This is a genomic window from Gordonia sp. VNK1 (assembly GCF_040049135.1).
Lineage (GTDB): Bacteria > Actinomycetota > Actinomycetes > Mycobacteriales > Mycobacteriaceae > Gordonia > Gordonia oleivorans.
Map to the genome: position 1 here is coordinate 1 of NZ_JBDZDJ010000025.1, position 18346 is coordinate 18346.

Consider the following 18346-nt stretch of genomic DNA (forward strand, 5'->3'; position numbering starts at 1 on the left):
GCCGTGAAGTCGTGCCCGTCGCGGTGCGGCGCCACGGCCTCACCGTTGACGAATATCTGGAGCAATGCGGCGTCGGTGGTCCCGGACACCTCGATCGTGGTGACGTCACCCGAGATACGTGCGTCCGCGTGCACCGACAGGGCCGGCGTCGGGCCGCCGGTCGATGGGGCGGGCCGACGGAGCCCCGGAAGTTCTGGCGTCGACGACGGTGGCATGCGTCGGCGCGACAGCTGTTCATAGGCCCAGCCGTATGCCAACAGGGCGTTGTCGCTGTACGCCCGACCCGCGAAGGTCAGGTTGACCGGCATGTCGATGTCGGCCATCGTCCCCATCGTGACGTTCACGGTCGGGACGCCGTAGTGCCGAATCATGGTGTTGCCGGTGGATACCCACACGCCGTTGGCCATCGCCCGCGCGTGCGAGTCCGCATTGGTGTCGGCGTCGGCCGCGCCCACATCGAGCGCCGACGGAAACACCAGCGCGTCGAGACCGAGGTCATCGAGCCACTCCTCGAGGTCGATGCGACGCAACTCTTCCAGACCGCGCACACCCTCGGCGAGATCGGGGATCTCCTCGAGTGGGGTGATGCCACGGGCCGCGCGGGCCGGGTACTCGCCGATGTCGAGGTTGTAGCGGGCGTAATAGCCGACGAGTTCGTCGGGGATGGCGCCATCGGGGAGCGGGAAGATCATGTCGCCGTCCACGTCGGCCAGCCGATCGAGGGAATTGTCGCCGGTGGCCTGCAGAAAGTCGTTCCACGACCAGGTGGTCAGATCCCACATCTCCGCGTCGAAGAAGCCGCCCGGCAGAATGCCGCGGGCGTATCCGTCGCGGGCGCTCGGCCGGTCGAGTTCGTAGTTGGTCAGAGCCGGGAAGTCGACCTCGACCACGGTCGCACCGGCTTCCTCCAGATCGGCCCGCGCCCGCTCCCACAGTGCGATGACCGATGGGCGAGGCGTGATCGGCCAACCCGCCTCATCGTCGTCGCCCAGCAGGATACGTGGAACACCGAACCGCCTGCCCCGCAGCGATTCTGGATCGCGGAGGTCGGTATAGGAGGGTGGCCGCACCTCGGACGCGGACGGCAATGCCACCCATGGTTGGGTGCGCCAGAAGTCGCCGCGGGTCTGCGGATCGTCGACCACCAGCACGTCGAGGAGCACCAGGAGGTCGTCCATGGTGCGGGTCTGGGGGACGACGACGTCCATCGTGGGGGTGAGCGGCCAGTTGCCGCGCACCGAGATGACGCCACGTGACGGGGTATAGGCGGCGAGCGCATTGTTCGACGCCGGTGAGCGCCCACTCGACCAGGTTTCCTCACCCAATCCGAATGCCGCCATGCTCGCCGCCGTCGACACCCCGGAACCGTTGGACGAACCGGACAGATACGCGGCCGCGAGAAACCTTGGGTTGTAGGGGCTTTCAGCGCGTCCGTAAACACCCCGTTGCATGCCGCCGTTGGCCATCGGGGGCATGTTGGTCAATCCGATGCAGATCGCGCCGGCACGTCGGAGTTGCTCGACGGCAAAGGCATCCGATCCGGCGAGAAGATGCTCGAATGCGGGAGAGCCGGATGCGACAGGTAGCCCGGCCACCCGGTAGCTGTCCTTGGCGGTGTAGGGAATCCCGTCGAGGGGGCCGCGGGACTCGCCGCGCGCCCGGCGCTCATCGCTCGCGCGTGCCTCGGTGAACATCTCGGGGTTGAGGACGGGTACGGCGTTCAGGGCCGGTCCGTGCCGGTCATACCGTGCGATTCGATTGAGGTACCCGGCGACGAGTTCGACACTGGTCACGGTACCGTCGGCCAGGGCCGCACCCAGTTCGGCGACTGTCGCCTCGACCAGCGGTGGTGTCGAGATGTCGCCGGCGGTCGGGATGGCCGTGCTCATCGGGTGGACCCGGCGGCCGGTTGCTGCTGGGTGATGCAGTGGATGCCACCGCCTCGGGCGAGGATCTCCCGCGCGTCGATGGTGACGACGCGGCGCCCGGGATACGCCGAGGCGAGGATCTCCGCGGCGTGCGCGTCGGCGGCCGGTTCGCCGTAGCCGCAGGCGATCACGCCGTCGTTGACCACGAGGTGATTGATGTAGCTGTAGTCGACGAAGCCATCCGCGTCGCGAATGGTCTCCGGTGCCGGCAGGTCGACGATGGTCCACGGGCGTCCGGCGGCGTCGGTCGTGCCCGCCAGGAACTCACGCAGATCGAGCATCACCTGATGGTCGGGATGCTCGGGGTTGTTCTGCTGGTGCAGAAGCAGCGTGCCGGGGGAGGCGATGGTGGCGACCATGTCGATGTGCCCGCGGGTACCGAACCGTTCGTAGTCGCGGGTCAGTCCCCGCGGCAGCCAGATGACCTTTTGCGCCCCGATGGTGCGTTCGAGTTCGGCCGCGATCGTTTCTTTTGTGGCATAAGGGTTTCGGTGCGGATCGAGCTGTACGGTCTCGGTGACGAGTACGGTGCCCTCACCGTCGACGTGAATGGCGCCGCCCTCCTGGACGAGCATCGAACTGATCACCGGTACGCCTGCTCTTGCGGCCACGAACCGACCGATCCGACGGTCGTTGTCCCACTGCGCCCAGTCCTGCGCGCCCCAGCCGTTGAAGGTCCAGTCCACGGCGGCGAGGTGGCCGGTGGTGTCGTCGATGACGAATGTCGGGCCGATGTCGCGCATCCAGGCATCGTCGAGAGGGGCTTCGATGATCTCGACGGTGTCGGCGAGCATCGCGCGGGCGCGGGTCATCTCGGTGGGGTCGACGACCACGCTCACCGGCTCGAAATCGACAACGGTGTTGGCCACGAGACTCCAAGCCGCATAGGCGGTCTCGGCCTCGGATGCGCTCTCGGTCAGGGTGGTATTGGTTCTGGGGAACGCCATCCACACGCGCTCGTGCCGAGCTGTCTCGGCGGGCATGATCCACGACATCGGTGAAGCCTCTCATTATTGATCGACTGGTCAATAACAATCAGAGTAGGTCTCCGGAGGGGTGGCGTCAAGAGAAACCGGGAAATTATTGGCCAATCGATCAATAGTTGTTGACTCGGCGACCTCGTGCGTCGATGATCGCTGCATGGGACAGGTATCAGGTGATGTGCGTCCTCGGGCCGCGCGCAAGTCGCCGGCCGAACGTGCGGCCGAGATACGCGCGGCTGCAAGCGATCTGGCGAGGGAATCGGGTCTGTCCGCGCTGACGCTGCGGGCGGTGGCGGCGCGAGTCGGCGTCGCACCGGCTCTCGTCGCGCATTACGAGCCGAGCATGGACGAGCTCGTGGCGGCCACCTTCACGACGATCACCACCGCCGAGGTCGACGAGATCGTGGAGATCATCGAGGATGGCCCGACCGCCACCGAGAAGCTGCGGCTGCTCATCGCAACGTTGCTGGAACCCTCGCGTGACGAGGTCACCGCGGTCTGGGCCGACGCCTTCAGTCTCGGGCGGATCAACGAGGCATTGGCGGCGGCGGTGCGCGCGGTGATGGACTCCTGGCAGGCGCTGGTGGTGGGCATCATCGATGACGGAACCGCCGCCGGTGAGTTCACCACCGACGAACCCGGAGACGTCGCGTGGCAGTTCCTCGGAATGATCGACGGCGTCAACGCGCACGCCCTCGTGCACTATGTCGGCGCACCCGACCGGGGCAGACTGGTTCGTCGTGCCATGGAACATGAGCTAGGACTGAGACTCGGCGCTCTGGGCGGCGACGAACCGGCGCACCCCACCGACATCGCGTGACGCGGCACGGATCCGCACCCGCCCGGTGGATAATCGTCGGTGTGGCGGCCTTGGTACGCGCAACGTCGGTATCTGGGGCGTCACGCACCTGAGGAGGTCGATGATGACCCGACGGCGATATCGGGATCGGGAGCAGGCCGGGCGTGTGCTCGCCGATCACTGTGGCGCACTTCGTGTTCGATCGGCCGTGGTCCTGGCGCTACCGCGTGGTGGGGTTCCGGTGGCCGTGCCGGTGGCGAAGTATCTTCATGCTCCGCTGGATGTGTACATCGTGCGGAAGCTCGGGGTGCCCGGTCAGCCGGAACTGGCCGCGGGCGCGATCAGCGGTGATGGGGTGGTGGTCACCAACGACGACGTCATCCGGGCCACCGGCACATCGTCGGAGGATCTGCAGCGCGTCATCGACACCGAACGTGCCGAACTGCAACGGCGTGTCGTCGCCTACCGCGGCAGCCGGCCCGCCGTCGACGTCCGCGGGAAGACCGTGGTAGTGGTCGACGACGGGGTCGCCACCGGAGCGACGGCGCGGGCGGCCGTCGGCGCGCTACGACGATCCGGCGCAGCGGATGTGGTGATCGCAGTGCCCGTGGCCCCACCCGACGCGGTGGCCGGCCTCGCCGAGGTGGCCGAGGTCATCTGCCCGCTGCTGCCGCGGGACTTCCACGGCGTAGGGGGCGCCTACGACCATTTCGAGCAGCTCACCGACCAACAGGTCTGCGCGTCCTTGGCTCAGGCCGTGCAGGCTGAGTGACCGCCCGAGGTGTGGGACTCCGATGACTCACCGGGCGCTCACGAGATTCCGCGGAGATCGATAACGTGGTCGGCAACCTCGTCGTCACAGAGCGCGACGATGTGCTCGGCGTACTTCTCGGCAATGGGCTTGCGCCGCAACTTCATTGTCGGAGTCAGTTCGTCGCTGCCGGGGTCGAGGCCACCAGTGCGGAGATGTAGGGTTTGCCGTCACCGATGGCCACGACCTGTCCGATGAGTGACGACGCCGCTTTCATCGCGTTCTCGACGTTGGTGGGCGACATGTTCTTTCCGGACTCGTTGATGATGAGATCCTTCTTGCGGTCGACGATGGTCAGGAACCCGTCGTCGTCGAGTGTGCCGATGTCGCCGGTGGCCACCCAGCCGTCGGGATCGATCGTCTCGGCGGTCTTCTCGGGGTGATGCCGGTATGCCGGAAATGGTCATTGAATCGTAAAGAATGCAGGTGGATAGTGATTTTGCGAAGAAGGAGATAAGGCGCCGGTGGCCGGATGCGGGTGTGAGGAAACCGAGGATTTCCCGGGCACTGTGGCGAGCGGGCGTGGCCGGGTAGGCTAAGTGGAGTCCACACCTCCGGTAGCTGCGGCGGATGGCCGGCAATCGACGGAATCCGACATGGCACCGAGCCACCTCGACGCAAGCGAGTCGTGAATGTCCTCTCCCACATCGCCGCAGAACCCAGCACCTGAGAACTCGCCATACCAGAACTCCGTGCCCCCGGCCGAACCCGACCCCCGGCGCTGGAAAGCGTTGGTCTTCATCTGCATCGCGCAGTTGATGGTCGTGCTCGACGGCACCGTCGTCCAGATCGCGTTGCCCGATGCCAAGGTCGATCTCGGTATCAGCACGGCCAATCAACAGTGGGTGATCACCGCCTACGCCCTGGCATTCGGAGGTTTGTTGCTCTTCGGTGGTCGCATCGCCGATCTGTGGGGGCGCCGCCGGGCGCTGATGGTCGGCCTGGTCGGATTCGCCGCCGCCTCCGCACTCGGAGGGGCCGCGGTGAACGAGGCCATGCTGTTCGGTGCGCGGGCGTTGCAGGGCGCGTTCGGCGCGCTGCTGGCCCCCGCTGCACTGTCGTTGCTGACGGTGATGTTCACGTCGCCGAAGGAGCGGGCGCGAGCGTTCGGCATTTTCGGCGCCATCGCCGGCGGCGGCGCCGCCATCGGGCTGTTGCTTGGTGGGCTGCTGACCCAGGTCTTCGATTGGCGCTGGACCATGTACATCAACGTGGTGTTCGCCGCGATCGCGCTGTTCGGTGCCATCGTGGAAATCAAGGAACCGGCCCGTGCCCACGACCACGCCCCGGGACTCGACATTCTCGGTGTGATTCTCGGCGGAACCGGTCTCGCACTGGTGGTGTACGGATTCAGCCGAGCCGCCGAAGAGGGCTGGGGCGACACCGGCACGATCATCTGCCTGGTCGCGGCCGTCGTCCTGCTGGTGGCCTTTGTGGCCTGGCAGGCACGCAGTCCGCATCCGCTCCTGCCGTTGCGGGTTGTCGCCGACCGCGCCCGCGGTGGCGCCTACCTCAGCGTTGGACTGGCGACGATCGCGATGTTCGGCTCATTCCTGTTTCTCACGCTCTATATGCAAGTGGTGCACCACTATTCACCACTGAGCGCGGGCGTGGCCTTCCTCCCGATGGTATTCGGGATGCTGCTGGGCTCCACCCAGATCGCGGCCCGCCTGATCACCCGGGTACCCCCACGATTCCTCATCGTCCCCGGTGCCCTCCTCGCCTCCTGCGGCATGCTGCTGCTCAGTCAGATCTCGGCCGACTCGACGCGCTACTGGTCCGTGGTGTTCCCGGCGTTGCTGGTCCTCGGCATGGGGATGGGCACGGTCTTCATGACGTCGATCAACCTCGCCACCTACGGCGTCGAACCGCGTGATGCGGGCGTCGCTTCGGCGATGGTCAACACCTCGCAGCAGGTCGGCGGCGCGATCGGCACCGCACTGTTGAACACCATTGCCGCCACCGCCGCCGCCTCCTACGTGACCGGCCACTTGTCGGTTCACGGTCCCGCGGACATGGCGACCGTGCAAGCCCAGGCACTGGTCCACGGGCAGAGCACCGGCTTCTATGTGGCCGCAGCGATCCTGGCGTCCGTCGCGGTGGTGGCAGGAGTGCTCATCAACGTGCGGCGTCCGATCGGGGAGGCACACGGTCCTGCAGCTGAGGTTGTCCTCGACGGTGCCACGGGTGTGTAGTGCACTGTGGGTGTCGTCCGTCGGGGGTGCCGGATGACGAGACGTGACGAGGCGAGTCCTATCCGGGGTGGACTGAGGGCTGGGGAAGTCGCGCTTGCGTTGAGCGTGGAGATTCGAACGGGAATCACTTCCCTTCCGCGCCGGAAGACGGATGACCGTCCGGGGCGGAACACGACGCACTGCGCACTCGATGAGTGTGCGGAACCGACGAGTGTGCTTGTCGGCAACCAATTCATCACCGGCCGGGGTTCCGTAGTATACGGCTGATCCGCTGTTCGGAGTACGACCTCGCGGGTGAGTGCAGTGTCCCAGGGCGGTCCGGAGGCTATGTCGGCCAACCGGTTTGACGCTTGGTGAGTCGGTCGTGACCGGTGCTGAATCGTCAGCAGCGGTGGATTCGCGCCGACGACGCCGATCTCGCACGGAGCGCATCGATCGTGAGAATTACACGGCGAGAGTCACATCCGTCATTCGGGTTCAACCGCGCCGTGCAGATGACGTGGGACCCGCGACCACCGGCGGCGGATCGTCATCACCGGTGTCGTGTCCATCGTGTCCACGGTCGCCTCGATGATGGCCGGCCGCGGCTTCCCGCTCCGCGGACCCCGTCCACAACCGCAAGGGAGGTGCTCAGGGGGCCCACAGGCAGGTGCCGGCCGCCAAGACGTATGAGCCGTAGGCGCCTGCCGTGAGTGTCGTGGACAGCGCCGCGTAGATACCGATCATCGTGGTGGCGGTGACGCCGCGCCAGGTGAGGCGCGTCGCCGCGACCAGCTGCTCGACCCGGTTGGGTCCGGCTACGTGGAGAGCGCCGATGAGTTCTTGGCCGCGTTGCTGGTCGTCGAGTTTGAGTAGTGCACTTGCCAGCGCGGGTGTGCTCACGGCGCGGCGTGCGGCGTTGTCGGCGGCGATCTCGAGATAGTGGGGGATCGCCGAGAGGGCGGCGTCGACCAGAGGTACCCAACGCACGGGTGCGCTGAGTGCGGTCGCCACTGCCATGATCCCGTGATGACGTTGCCGGAGATGGGCCCGCTCATGAGCGAGGACCGCGTGCAACTCATCCCGGTCGAGTAGTCCCAGCGCCGCATCGCTGATGAAGATGCCGCCATCGCGGTGGGCGAGAGCGAACACCGTCGCTTCGGTGCGGTCGAGTAGGCGTACCGATGCGTTCGCGACATACCGGTGGTGCGACGACGCCCGAAGCGCAGCAGCGGTGACGCGTGCGCGGCGTCGTGCCCGGTAGGCGTGGCGCGCGGTGACGTAGAGCCCGGCGGCCCCGGCGAGGAGAGGGAGGATGAGCAGGACGACGGTGGGCAAGCCGGTATGAATCGTCGGCCCGTCGAACGGGCTCGCGTGTGCCAGGCAACGCCGGCACACGTTGGTGGCGCCCGCGGACAACACTCGCGGACCGGAGAGAACCCAGGCGAACACGGGCCCGATCGCCAGCGCGGCCGCGATCCAGGACGCGATGATCCCGATGAGGGCCACCGCCGCGGCCAGCGGTGTGCGGGCCAGGGCCGGCGCCGCCCATCGGAGTGCACGAGGACCCAGCATCGACCACGCGATGATCAGCGGGGCGACAGTGCAGATCAGGGCGAGTGTCATCGCGCGTCCGGCCTGTCTTCCGAGTGGTCGGCCAGGTATCGGCGTAAGACGTCGACGTCATCGGGCGACAGGGTCTCGACGAAGTGAAGCATCGACGACTCCCGGTTGGTTCCGGGCGCGTTGAGCGCATGCTGCATCAGCTGGGCCGCGTGCTGCTCCCGATCGTGGACTGCCTTGAATCGCACGCCCCGTCGTCGGCGTATCGGGGTCACCATCCGTTTGCGCTCCAGATTCCGCAGGACCGTGGCAATGGTGGTGTAGGCCGGAGATCCGGGCGAGAGGTCGATGATCTCGCGGATGGTCAGCGCGCCGTTCTCCCACACGATGTCCATGACCTGTTGTTCGAGAGTGCCGAGGCGGACCGGCTCGGCGGACGGCGATGGAGGGTGGCGCTCACTCATCGACGTTCATCGCCACTGTCGGTCGACCTGCCCATGGCCCCGAGTATGCCGTAGAGTCGACTATCCCGCATAGTCGATGGCTCGCTGTTGTGTGGGGACACGACGTGCGTGCCGGTCACCTCTGCGCACGGACGCCGTCGATCACGTCGACGTAGGGCTGCAACTCAAAGCCCCCGAGCAGTGGTGTGCCGTTGATCCAGAACGCCGGTACCGGGGGGATGAAGAGGCTTTTGGCCAAGGCCAGGTCGGACTCGATCTGCGCGTCGAATCGGGAGCCGGTCGTGTCGCGGGCGAAGCGTTCGAGATCCCGGACCCCGGCCCGCTGAGCGAGTGTCGTCAACGATTCAGGGGTGAGATCAGCTCGTCCCTGCTGCGGAGCGGCTTCCATCACGGTCTGCACGAACGGCCAGAATCGCCCCTGTTCCGCGGCGGCCCGGCCCGCCCGGGCGGCAGACCACGACTGCGATCCAGCCATCGGCGCGTCACGCCATTCGATCCGCAGTACGCCGGGATCGACGTACCGGTCGACGAGCACCGGCTGGATCACCCGAGTGAAGTGGGCGCAGTACTGGCAGCGAAAGTCCTCGAACACGACCATCGTGACCGGCGCATCGGGCGAGCCGAGCGTCAGCGGGTCGTGGTTCGACCGTCGGGGGACATCGCCTGCCGGCCCCAGGTTGACGATGGTTTCCGACGTCATGGGTGCTGCGGCTGCAGGGGTGCCCGAGTGTTCGGGGGGACGGGTCACTACGAAGGTGACCACCGCCGCTGCGATGACGATGGTCGCGGCGAGTGCTGAGAGTTGTTGGCGTACCGTGCCGATGGTCACTCTCACGAAACGATCCGACCGTGCCGGCAGAGGGTGGTCACCGGGCCGCCGCGGCGCCACGCGCCGGCACCCGGCATGCGCGTTGACCATCCAGTCGTATCGCCAGGGCGATCCACAACAACGCGATACCGGCGACCGCCAGAACCGGCTGAACCGGCGCGAACCATTGGAGGGCGCCGGAGTATCCGAGCGCCACCAAGGCCAGCTTGTTGCACACCGGGCAACCGACGGCGAACCAGGTGATCACGACGCCGACCGGACCCAAGCGGTTCGCGGGATGTGCCGAGCCACTGTGCTCTGCGGGTCGATCGGCGTCGTCGCTGTCGCCGGATCGTACGTAGGTGGCCGCCAGCAGCCCGGACAGGAGCGCGGTCGCCGCCAGCGCCGGGTAATTCCACATCACCGGTGCCACGTCACGCGAGAACACGTCGTTGGGAATCAGCACGGTGGCCAGGCCGATGATGACGCCGACCGCCGCGGCGGTGGCACTCATGACGAGCGCCTGTCGCGCGGTGGCGGTGCGCAGCGCTGAGCCGAGTGCTCGCGGGGAGTTGCGCAGAGCCGCCCACGTGTATGTCGTCGTCCCGATCAGCCGGTCCACGATGCCCCCTCAACTATCGAACATAGTTGATTACTATCATGCATAGTCGAATACTATCGCGGATAGTAATCACGGGAACCGACAGCGGAGGTCGCCAATTGTCCGAGAAGCGTTCGAAGTTGTCATCGTGGTGGATCCCGGGCGTGATCGTCGCGTTGGCGATCGCACTGGTCACCTTCGTCGTTGTCTATGAGTTCGGGGATGACACCTCCGCTCCATCATCCGCCGCCGCAGACACCGCAGCGGGGCCCAACGACTCCCGTTACGACATGGGCCTCGAACGCCGCGATCCGCACGATCCCCTCGCACTGGGCAGGGTGGACGCACCGGTCACACTCATCGTCTTCACCGACTACCAATGCCCGTTCTGTGCGAAGTGGTCGAGAGATACCCTGCCGACCTTGCTCACGCGGGTGGACTCCGGCGACCTGCGGATCGAGATGCGTGATGTGAACGTGTTCGGTGAGGCGTCCCGACGCGCCGCGAAGGCGTCCTACGCCGCCGCGTTGCAGGGTCGCTTCATCGACTATCACCAGGCATTGTTCGCCGACGGGAAACCGAGAACGGGTGCGGGGCTGTCCACCGAGGCGTTGACCGACATCGCTCGCCGGCTCGGTCTCGACATACCTCGGTTTGACGAGCAGATGTCGTCGGCCACCACCGATGCCGCGATACGGCAGAACGAGCAGGTCGGCGCGGTCGCCGGTGCCTATTCCACTCCCAGCTTCATCCTCGGCGGCCAGCCGATCGCCGGCGCGCAGCCGACCGCGGTGTTCGTGGGCATGCTCGACGAGCTCACCGGTCCGAAGGGAAACTGACCCGTGGACATCGGGCTGTTCGCAGCGTTTCTCGGTGGCGCGCTGGCACTGCTGAGCCCATGCGCGGCCTTGCTGCTGCCGGCGTTCTTCGCATCATCGGTCGGCGCGCGCGGACGGTTGATCGTGCACGGAGTGGTGTTCTACCTCGGCCTGATGATCACCCTGGTGCCGATTGGTATCGGCGTGGGCGCGCTGGCATTGACGGTGGCGCACCATCGTTCGGCGATCATCGCCGGTGCGGCACTGCTCATCGTGGTCCTGGGGGTTCTCCAGATCTTCGGTCGAGGATTCGACCTCGGGCGACTCCTGCCCGGGATGTCGCGTCTACAAGATCGATCCATGCAACGATCCGGCTTTGTCAAGACGCTGTTGCTCGGCGCGGTCAGCGGCGTCGCCGGATTTTGCACGGGGCCCATCCTGGGTGCGGTCTTGACAATGGCCGCCACCCGGGGGATGGGTGGGGCGGCGCTGCTTCTGGCCGTCTACGGAATGGGAATGGTGGTGCCGCTCATGCTCATCGCGGCGACGTGGACCCGCCTCGGTGCACTCGGCCAGACCACGCTGCGTGGCCGAGACATCGCGTTCGCGGGACTACATGTGCACACCACCCACCTGAACACCGGGCTCCTGCTCATCGCTGTGGGCGTCGGATTCTGGCTGACCAACGGCTTCATCGGAATCCCCGAACCCGTCAGCACCGACACTCAGCAACGGCTCCAAGACGGCGTGTCGATCCTCGCGAATCCCATGGTGGACGTAGCCGGCGTCCTCCTGCTGACGGCCGTGCTGCTCGGATGGTGGTGGTACCACCGGTCGCGGAACGACCCGGCTGCGAGAAGTAACGCCGCACAGAGCACCGACAAGTGCGCGGCGCGCTTCGACGTCGACCACGACCAGCGGTGAGCTGCACGACCGGGTGAGGGCAGTCCTCGGTGCGTGGTGGTGGCCATCGGTGTGCGTCGCGATATCGTCGGTTGACGCTGACCCGGGCTGATCGGGCTGCCATCAGCTGCGTGGAGGGGAGCAGGTGAGTCGTCATGCCGGTCAATCGCGTAAGCGAGAAGACAACCTCCATCTGACGGCCGCGCGCGCGGTGCTGGGCGGCATCGCCGTGGCAGCGGCGGTGGTCGGCGGGTGCGCTCTGGCCGGGCTGGTCGGGGAACCAGAGTCTGCCGCACACGGCATCAGCTCGCTCGGGCTCACCGCGTGGTCATCATTCTTCTGCGCGGTGTTCGGTATCTTCGCCTATCTGGAAGCCGGACATGACGACGGCCGACCCGCGCCTGAGCCACCACCTGGCTCGACGGTGATCCTGCGAGTGACATCCCGACTGGGACTTGTGTTCTGGCTGTTCAGCGTGCTGACGGCGGCTGCGCTGGCAGTATCGGTGGGGCTGGTGATCGATATCGCGGTCACCGACTCCGGTCGTGCCGCGATGGGTTCTGCGATCGTCATGGGTTTCCCGCTGGCCGGGTTGATTGCCACCCTCGTCTACCTGCCCCGGCGCATCTTCGCCGTACGCGGCCAATGTCACCTCTGGCTCTCGGCCGACGGCATCGGATACCGACCATCGTCGGACGACGACCCCGGCTACCTCGAGTGGAGACACGTGACCGCCGTCGATCACCTCCCTCAGATCATTCACTCGATGGGTGGCGCCATCGGCATCGTCTACCAACAGCGGTGGCGGATCGTGCACGGCCGGTCGGGTCATCCCGTCGCGGTCTATGTGCAGTACCCCGCGGGCGCGACCCCACGACCGTCGGAGATCCGGCGGACCGTCGGGGTGGTGACACCCCAATTGGATAGACGACGTGCCGACGCACAGCCCGGCCCCCGGTCACGGTGAGCGAACTGGCGGATCGGTTGCGCGTCCAGCCGCCTCGTGATGTGCGTCGCCGGGGCCACACGTCGTGACGTCATTGAGGGGCCGACAAGCCTTCCCGAACGTCGATCGACACGGGCACCGCTCCCCGCATTCGCCGGCTCCGGAGGGGAGTTTGTGCGTTGCGTTGCCGACCCGGGATAGTTGTCGAATGCGATTCTCCGTCCACCATGTGGCGATCAGCGTGGCGTCGATCGAGAGGTCGACTCGGTTCTACGCACAGTTCGGCTTCCGGGAGGTGCTGCGGTACGACGCTCCCGACGCATCCATGTCGGTCTCCCACCTGCGCCTCGACGGGGTGATTCTCGAGTTGTTCACCTTCGCCGCATCGCAACCACTGCCGGACGCGGCCCGCGAACTGATCACCGATCTACCCGAGATCGGAGTGAAACACTTTGGTCTGCAAGTGGATTCCGTCGCCGGATGCCTACGTGACTTCACCGAGCGCGGTCTGTGTCCGGCCTCGACCACCATCACCGAGGGGCGCACCGGCGTGCGGTACTTCTTCATCACCGACCCGGACGGGATACTCGTGGAGTTCCTTCAAGACGACCGCGTCTTCGACTGATCTGTGCGTATGGGCGTTCCGCGGAACGCTGTTCGGGGCCCGCAAGTGCCGCGAGGACACATCCGACCACCAGAGAGGTGATGGTCGGATGTGCGCGCCCCGGAGCCGACGCCCGGGGTGCGAAGAACTCAGTGCTTCGCTCGGATCGCCGCCTCGACGTCGTGCGCGGGAATCTCCTTGGTGCAGAAGAACCAGTCCTGACATTCCATCCCGTCGTTGCCTGTCACGCGGTCCTTGGCGGTGCCGCAGGAGCCCGCGGTCGGGACGATGACCTTGTCGCCGGGGCGCCAGTCCGCAGGGGTGGCGACCTCGAAGTGATCGGCCGTCTGCAGTGCCTTGACCATCCGCAGCAGCTCGTCGAAGTTGCGGCCGAGGCTCAATGGGTAATAGAGGAGTGCCCGAACGACTCCCGCAGGGTCGATGACGAACACGGCGCGTACGGCCTTGGTGCTGTCCTCGCCCGGCATGATCATGCCGTACTTGGTGGCGACCTCCATCGTGATGTCCTCGATCAGCGGGAACGTCACTTCTACGTCCTCATGGCCGGTGAAACTGATCTTCTCCCTGATGGTGCGCAGCCAGGCGATGTGACTGTAGAGGCCGTCAACCGAGAGGCCCACCAATTCGGTGTTGTAGGAACGGAACTCGTCCTGCATCGCGGCGAAGGTGATGAACTCCGAGGTGCAGACCGGAGTGAAGTCGGCCGGATGGGAGAACAGGATCACCCACTTGCCGGCATAGTCGCCGGGGAAGTTGATGTCTCCCTGGGTGGTCACCGCCGTGAACTCCGGCGCGGGTTCCCCGATTCGGGGCAGACGGATGGCGGTACTGGGGGCGTCGGGCTCGGTGGTGGTCATGCTGAGGTCCTCTCGGCTTGGCGATCTCTTTCGACACCCGGTGCAACATTAATACCCCCAGGGGTATTTCCGGAGGTGCTGCCGAGCGACGGGTACGCCGAGACCGGCAACGACCACATCGGATGCGGATGTCGAGGCCCGCGTACCGAAAAGTTCCCGGCGGCGACGTATTCGGAGAACGAATGACTCAGTAGGCCAGCCAGTCGTTACCACCGAGGCCGAGTCGCCTGACATCCAGTGTCGGCTCGATCTGGGACTGCGGAGCGAGGTCGCGGCACTCGAGGACCTTACGCACGATCTCCGCGGAATCGATGTTCGGGGGACTCGACACCCACATTGCGTAGGGGAAGTTTGATGAAGCGGTCGCGACCAACTGAACCGATACATCGTCAACACGCCGGCCCGCAAGATTGTCCTCACCTACTCGCGGGGAGCGCAGTTCGCCTCGGAATAGTTGCGGCACTACGGTACTGCCGCTTCCTCGGTCTCTGTGAGCGTGTTTGAAGACTAGAGAAACCGCCCTGAGTTCCGGTGCCGGGATAAGCAGACACCGGTACTTAACACATGTAAAGTTGGCGCTGTGGCGAACGTACCGGGCACGACCGAACTATCCGATGGCTGGCGATTCATCGGTGCCGACGAGATCGATGTGTCCGGTCGGATGTTGTCGCAAAGCGCTGTCGCGGCAGGTGTACTCGTGCCGCGAATGCCGGCCACCAGCCTCAAAGCGCGACGAGATGCCGGGCTCTATGCGGACGACCCCTACGTCGGGGATCATCTGACGCGAATCGATCAGGAACTGTGGAAGCGGGACTGGTATAGCCCGGACCTTCTATTCGAAAGCAACGCCCCCGACCGGGTCCGTCCGGAACCCGACACAGCGAACCGGCAATTCCGCATCATTCTGTCGAACACCTCTGATCACCTGGCATTCTTCACCCGGATACAGATGTGTCGACCGGACACCGCTGCGGAAATCCTGCCGAGTCACCACAGCGATAACTTCGTCACTGTGTATCCGCACGAACCACTCGAGGTCACCGCGCACTTCGAGCGGCAGGTGCTGCCGGCGGGTGACCCGACACTGGCGGTGACGCAGGTCAACGGCGTTCGGGCCGGAGCCCCAGACAGCCATACCGCTGCGATCGCTCCCTGATGGTCGAGGTGAAGAAGTCCGCGGATGCCGGGCCTGCGCTGCTCGTCATCACCCTGATCGTGATGGTTACCGCGGGTGGTATCGGCATGGTGTCGGGACTGGGCCGCGCATCGGTGCTGGCCGCCATAGTCGGTTTGTTCTGCCTGTTGCCCGCATTCGTGGGCGCGTTGCGCCCTGACCTCAGACGAATGGCATGGCTGGGCCCGTGTGCGCTCGTATCGGCAACCGTGCCACGCTTCTTGGCGTCGTGGCACTACGCGGCGGGGGTGGCCGGGCTGGTGGCCGTTCTGTTCGTCATCTCCCTCCTTCCGGCCGCCGGTACGCGTTTTCGCGTTGCTGCGATAGGCATGTCCTTCATCGCCATCGGTGGTTACGGCGTCGCGCTTCCCGTTGGCACCCCCGACCTCGATGTGGTGTGGGCGGTTGCGCTGGGCATTGTTGTCGCGCTGACGATTCGGATCATCGTCGGAATCGCCGATCCGAGCGGACGCACACGCGAACAGATCGTTGCGCCGTTGCGGCCGGGCGGCATCGACACCGTCGAGGTGATCGGGACCTGGGTGAGCGATCGCCCGTCGGTGTGGACCACCGAGGTGTTGGCGCGGTCCTTTGGCTACCGCCGCGTCGTCGCAATGGTCACTCATCTTGCGCACACTGCGCCGGGAGCGGCGAACTGCGCAGTGGACCGCCGATTGTCGGTACTCGGCCTACAGGCGAGCGCCGTCGCCGACATCGTGACTGCTCGGAAGACGACGGATGCCGTCCCGGTGGATCTCGACCTCGACTCGGACGGGATTGCCGCAGTGCCAGAGCAGATGTCGACGCTCCTGGCGCAAGCTCGCACACACCTGATCGCCATCCAGAACTGTGCGTTCCAACGTGACGCTACCCGGGTGGAAGGCTTCGGCGACCTACGCCGCACCCTCATCGGTGGCCGTCTGGCCTCGGTATTGCGGCCGAGCCCAGGGGTGCTTGCGGAGGCGCTGACAAAATCAGTTGGCATCATCGTGGCCGCGGCCACCGGACTGCAACTGGCTCAGCCCGCCTTCGCAAACACCTATCTCAATGCGGTGGTCTCGATGATGCAGCCGACCTGGGCGGCCACTGTCGAGCGTGTGGCGTACCGTCTTCTCGGTTGCATCGTTGCCGTTGTCCTTGTGGTCGCGACCGCGCTCCTGCTTCCGCCGCCGGCGATGTATCTTGTTGCGCTGGTTGGTCTGTTCGCACTCACCTGGTTCATCAGCAGCCATCCCATAGTGTCCAACGCCGGTGGCGTCGCGATGAGCGTCGCGCTGACCACGACAGGCAGACACACCGAGCCACTCGACACGCTTGCACAGTTGGCTGTCATGCTCGGTGTCGCGTCGGCCATCGTCATCGTCGTCAGCGTGCCCGCGGTGATCGCCATGCGCCGTAGGACGCCCGCGAGCGAGGCCGCACGCGCGGTCGGTGCGTTGGTCGAGGCGCTCGCCGATATCGAGGACGCGACTCCGCGGACTCGCCTTCGAGCCTTTGTGGGCGCATCCGTCGCGAGTCGGCGGCTGCGCAACGAAGCCTACGGAATGACGTCCCACGACCGCGATGCACTTCTCGATCTTGCCGGCCTCATCGATGCGGTGGTGCTGCTCATGCTGGTCGGTCCGGTCGCGATGTCAACACCGCCTATCAAAACGGCAGCGTTGCGAGATCTGCTGATACCTGACTCGGCCGGCGCTCTCGGCTCGGACAAAGAACTGGTACCCGGTGCCGCCGACGAATCCGGCGAACTCGGGGCAGTCGTCGAGATATGTGTCCGTCAGATCGTGACGACCGTGACGTCGCTGGCTCCTGCCGAGGCGCCCGGCGACGGTTCGAGCTCCGAGAGTCGATGGGAAAGGCCGACAAATGGTTCGACGCTCTGACGGAGCGCTACTGGTGAATGCCCTGGTGATGATCGCCATCATCACGATCCTCGCGACACGTGCGTACCTGGCGGCCACCGGGTTTCCACAGATCGGCGGTAAGACGCTCCACATTGCGCATGCATTGTGGGGAGGTGCGGCCATGGTGTTTGCAGTGTTGCTGTTGTTGTGGTTCGGCGGACGGCGTGCGCGGACCATCGCCGTAGTGCTCGGTGGCATCGGTCTCGGGCTGTTCCTCGACGAGGTCGGGAAGTTCGTGACGAAGACCAACGACTACTTCTTCGCGCCAGCGGTATCGATCATGTATGTCGTCCTGGTCGTTCTTCTGCTCATCAGTCGTGCGATTCAAGACCTTGGCCGACACAACGCTGGTGATGACCTCACCGAGGCCTATTTTCGGATCGGCGAGGCGGTCAGTGTGGGTGTGTCCGACCGTGAGAGGCAGGAGATCGACGTCTTGCTCGCCTCGGCGCGATCGGAGGGCGTCAGCGCAGAGGTCACCGCGCATGCCTCGGCGGCCCTCGCCGATGTGGCACCACGAACGCCGGGTGCAGGGGAGCGGTTGGTAGCCAAGGTCTTGGTCGGTCAGCACAACTTCGTCGTCGGGGCTCGGGTGACGGCGATCATCGCTGCGCTCTTGACGATCTTCAGTCTCGCGGGGCTGGTGTCGGCAGCTTTGACGATCTCCGACGACACCGCTCGTGGCACCGGGGTCGCTGTTACCTCAATCGGTCAGTTCTGCGGTTCGGCACTCGCTTTCGGCCTGTGTGTCGCTGCCCTTGTCACCCACGTCCTGCGCCGTGGCCGGCTGTGGCCACTGCGGATGCTGAGGGCTGCTGCACTGACCACCATGCTCCTCACCGAGGTATTCGACTTCGTCGACGAGCAATTCGGGGCGCTCATCAACGTGGGGGTCGGATTGGTTGCTCTCGCTGTGTTCAGTTCCCGGCTGTGGCAGCTCAGGAGGGCACAGCTCGTCGACGCGGGGTGACCGAGGCGTCGTGCTAGA

General features: G+C 65.8%; 17 protein-coding genes and 2 pseudogenes. 10 read left to right on the plus strand and 9 right to left on the minus strand.

The window, feature by feature from the left end:
• Positions 1-1889 (minus strand): amidase (locus ABLE94_RS22540; protein ID WP_348809957.1); only part of this gene is annotated, 1889 nt, incomplete at its 3' end.
• Positions 1886-2923: an agmatine deiminase family protein gene (locus ABLE94_RS22545; protein ID WP_348809959.1), complete on the minus strand. Its 1038-nt coding sequence runs from the start codon at positions 2921-2923 to the stop codon at positions 1886-1888. The genes ABLE94_RS22545 and ABLE94_RS22540, both read right to left, overlap by 4 nt.
• A 145-nt stretch (positions 2924-3068) precedes the next feature.
• On the opposite strand from ABLE94_RS22545, the gene ABLE94_RS22550 reads away from it, so the two are divergent.
• Complete coding sequence (locus ABLE94_RS22550; protein WP_348809960.1) at positions 3069-3731, plus strand: TetR/AcrR family transcriptional regulator; 663 nt, start codon at positions 3069-3071, stop codon at positions 3729-3731.
• 100 nt (positions 3732-3831) lie between these two features.
• The gene (locus tag ABLE94_RS22555) at positions 3832-4482 is read left to right on the plus strand and encodes a phosphoribosyltransferase (protein ID WP_348809961.1); all 651 of its coding nucleotides are present in this window, start codon (positions 3832-3834) and stop codon (positions 4480-4482) included.
• Between the two features lie 38 nt (positions 4483-4520).
• On the opposite strand, the pseudogene ABLE94_RS22560 reads toward ABLE94_RS22555, so the two are convergent.
• Positions 4521-4912, minus strand: a pseudogene (locus ABLE94_RS22560) (long-chain fatty acid--CoA ligase); the annotation flags it as partial.
• A gap of 241 nt (positions 4913-5153) precedes the next feature.
• On the opposite strand from ABLE94_RS22560, the gene ABLE94_RS22565 reads away from it, so the two are divergent.
• The gene (locus ABLE94_RS22565; RefSeq protein WP_348809962.1) at positions 5154-6716 is read left to right on the plus strand and encodes an MFS transporter; all 1563 of its coding nucleotides are present in this window, start codon (positions 5154-5156) and stop codon (positions 6714-6716) included.
• Between the two features lie 630 nt (positions 6717-7346).
• Here ABLE94_RS22565 and ABLE94_RS22570 read toward each other — a convergent pair.
• The 4 genes from ABLE94_RS22570 to ABLE94_RS22585 all read right to left on the minus strand — a co-directional run bounded on the left by ABLE94_RS22570 (position 7347) and on the right by ABLE94_RS22585 (position 10152).
• Positions 7347-8321 carry a M56 family metallopeptidase gene (locus ABLE94_RS22570; RefSeq protein WP_348809963.1) on the minus strand — a complete coding sequence of 325 codons (975 nt, stop codon included), beginning with the start codon at positions 8319-8321 and terminating at the stop codon, positions 7347-7349.
• The gene (locus tag ABLE94_RS22575) at positions 8318-8722 is read right to left on the minus strand and encodes a BlaI/MecI/CopY family transcriptional regulator (protein ID WP_348809964.1); all 405 of its coding nucleotides are present in this window, start codon (positions 8720-8722) and stop codon (positions 8318-8320) included. The genes ABLE94_RS22570 and ABLE94_RS22575 overlap by 4 nt, the downstream gene beginning before the upstream one ends.
• 115 nt (positions 8723-8837) lie before the next feature.
• The gene (locus ABLE94_RS22580) at positions 8838-9557 is read right to left on the minus strand and encodes a DsbA family protein (RefSeq protein WP_348809965.1); all 720 of its coding nucleotides are present in this window, start codon (positions 9555-9557) and stop codon (positions 8838-8840) included.
• 31 nt (positions 9558-9588) lie between these two features.
• Positions 9589-10152, minus strand: coding sequence for a hypothetical protein (locus tag ABLE94_RS22585; RefSeq protein WP_348809966.1), 564 nt, complete (start codon positions 10150-10152; stop codon positions 9589-9591).
• Between the two features lie 98 nt (positions 10153-10250).
• Between ABLE94_RS22585 and ABLE94_RS22590 the strand changes: the two genes are divergently transcribed.
• The 4 genes from ABLE94_RS22590 (at position 10251) to ABLE94_RS22605 (ending at position 13423) form a co-directional block, all read left to right on the plus strand.
• Entirely contained in the window at positions 10251-10970 is a 720-nt protein-coding gene (locus ABLE94_RS22590) for a DsbA family protein (protein WP_348809967.1), read from the plus strand.
• A gap of 3 nt (positions 10971-10973) precedes the next feature.
• Positions 10974-11873 (plus strand): cytochrome c biogenesis CcdA family protein, encoded by a 900-nt coding sequence (locus ABLE94_RS22595; RefSeq protein ID WP_348809968.1) that lies wholly within the window; start codon positions 10974-10976, stop codon positions 11871-11873.
• A 124-nt stretch (positions 11874-11997) separates the two neighbouring features.
• On the plus strand, positions 11998-12819 hold the full coding sequence (locus ABLE94_RS22600; RefSeq protein WP_348809969.1) for a hypothetical protein: 822 nt from the start codon (positions 11998-12000) through the stop codon (positions 12817-12819).
• A 187-nt stretch (positions 12820-13006) separates the two neighbouring features.
• Positions 13007-13423 (plus strand): VOC family protein, encoded by a 417-nt coding sequence (locus ABLE94_RS22605; protein WP_348809970.1) that lies wholly within the window; start codon positions 13007-13009, stop codon positions 13421-13423.
• Between the two features lie 128 nt (positions 13424-13551).
• Here the strand turns inward: ABLE94_RS22605 and ABLE94_RS22610 are convergent, their stop codons facing one another.
• Positions 13552-14280, minus strand: coding sequence for a peroxiredoxin (locus ABLE94_RS22610; protein WP_348809971.1), 729 nt, complete (start codon positions 14278-14280; stop codon positions 13552-13554).
• Between the two features lie 187 nt (positions 14281-14467).
• Positions 14468-14632 (minus strand): annotated as a pseudogene (locus ABLE94_RS22615) (ABC transporter substrate-binding protein); the annotation flags it as partial.
• 354 nt (positions 14633-14986) lie between these two features.
• Here ABLE94_RS22615 and ABLE94_RS22620 point away from each other — a divergent pair.
• Genes ABLE94_RS22620 through ABLE94_RS22630 form a run of 3 tightly spaced genes read left to right on the plus strand, consistent with a single transcriptional unit; the run spans position 14987 to position 18328 of the window.
• Positions 14987-15436 (plus strand): hypothetical protein, encoded by a 450-nt coding sequence (locus ABLE94_RS22620; RefSeq protein WP_348809972.1) that lies wholly within the window; start codon positions 14987-14989, stop codon positions 15434-15436.
• Positions 15436-17337, plus strand: a complete 1902-nt coding sequence (locus tag ABLE94_RS22625; protein ID WP_348809973.1) for a hypothetical protein — start codon at positions 15436-15438, stop codon at positions 17335-17337. Before ABLE94_RS22620 ends, ABLE94_RS22625 begins: the two co-directional genes overlap by 1 nt.
• Positions 17338-17350: 13 nt before the next feature.
• Positions 17351-18328 carry a hypothetical protein gene (locus tag ABLE94_RS22630; RefSeq protein ID WP_348809974.1) on the plus strand — a complete coding sequence of 326 codons (978 nt, stop codon included), beginning with the start codon at positions 17351-17353 and terminating at the stop codon, positions 18326-18328.
• Positions 18329-18346 lie beyond the last annotated feature (18 nt).

Excerpts from the sequence above, each read along its gene's own strand:
- ABLE94_RS22545 (WP_348809959.1), bottom strand. The coding sequence starts at position 2,923 with ATGTCGTGGATCATGCCCGCCGAGACAGCTCGGCACGAGCGCGTGTGG.
- ABLE94_RS22570 (WP_348809963.1), bottom strand. The coding sequence starts at position 8,321 with ATGACACTCGCCCTGATCTGCACTGTCGCCCCGCTGATCATCGCGTGG.
- ABLE94_RS22565 (WP_348809962.1), top strand. The coding sequence starts at position 5,154 with ATGTCCTCTCCCACATCGCCGCAGAACCCAGCACCTGAGAACTCGCCA.
- ABLE94_RS22620 (WP_348809972.1), top strand. The coding sequence starts at position 14,987 with ATGCCGGCCACCAGCCTCAAAGCGCGACGAGATGCCGGGCTCTATGCG.
- ABLE94_RS22610 (WP_348809971.1), bottom strand. The coding sequence starts at position 14,280 with ATGACCACCACCGAGCCCGACGCCCCCAGTACCGCCATCCGTCTGCCC.
- ABLE94_RS22555 (WP_348809961.1), top strand. The coding sequence starts at position 3,832 with ATGATGACCCGACGGCGATATCGGGATCGGGAGCAGGCCGGGCGTGTG.
- ABLE94_RS22625 (WP_348809973.1), top strand. The coding sequence starts at position 15,436 with ATGGTCGAGGTGAAGAAGTCCGCGGATGCCGGGCCTGCGCTGCTCGTC.
- ABLE94_RS22605 (WP_348809970.1), top strand. The coding sequence starts at position 13,007 with ATGCGATTCTCCGTCCACCATGTGGCGATCAGCGTGGCGTCGATCGAG.
- ABLE94_RS22550 (WP_348809960.1), top strand. The coding sequence starts at position 3,069 with ATGGGACAGGTATCAGGTGATGTGCGTCCTCGGGCCGCGCGCAAGTCG.
- ABLE94_RS22575 (WP_348809964.1), bottom strand. The coding sequence starts at position 8,722 with ATGAGTGAGCGCCACCCTCCATCGCCGTCCGCCGAGCCGGTCCGCCTC.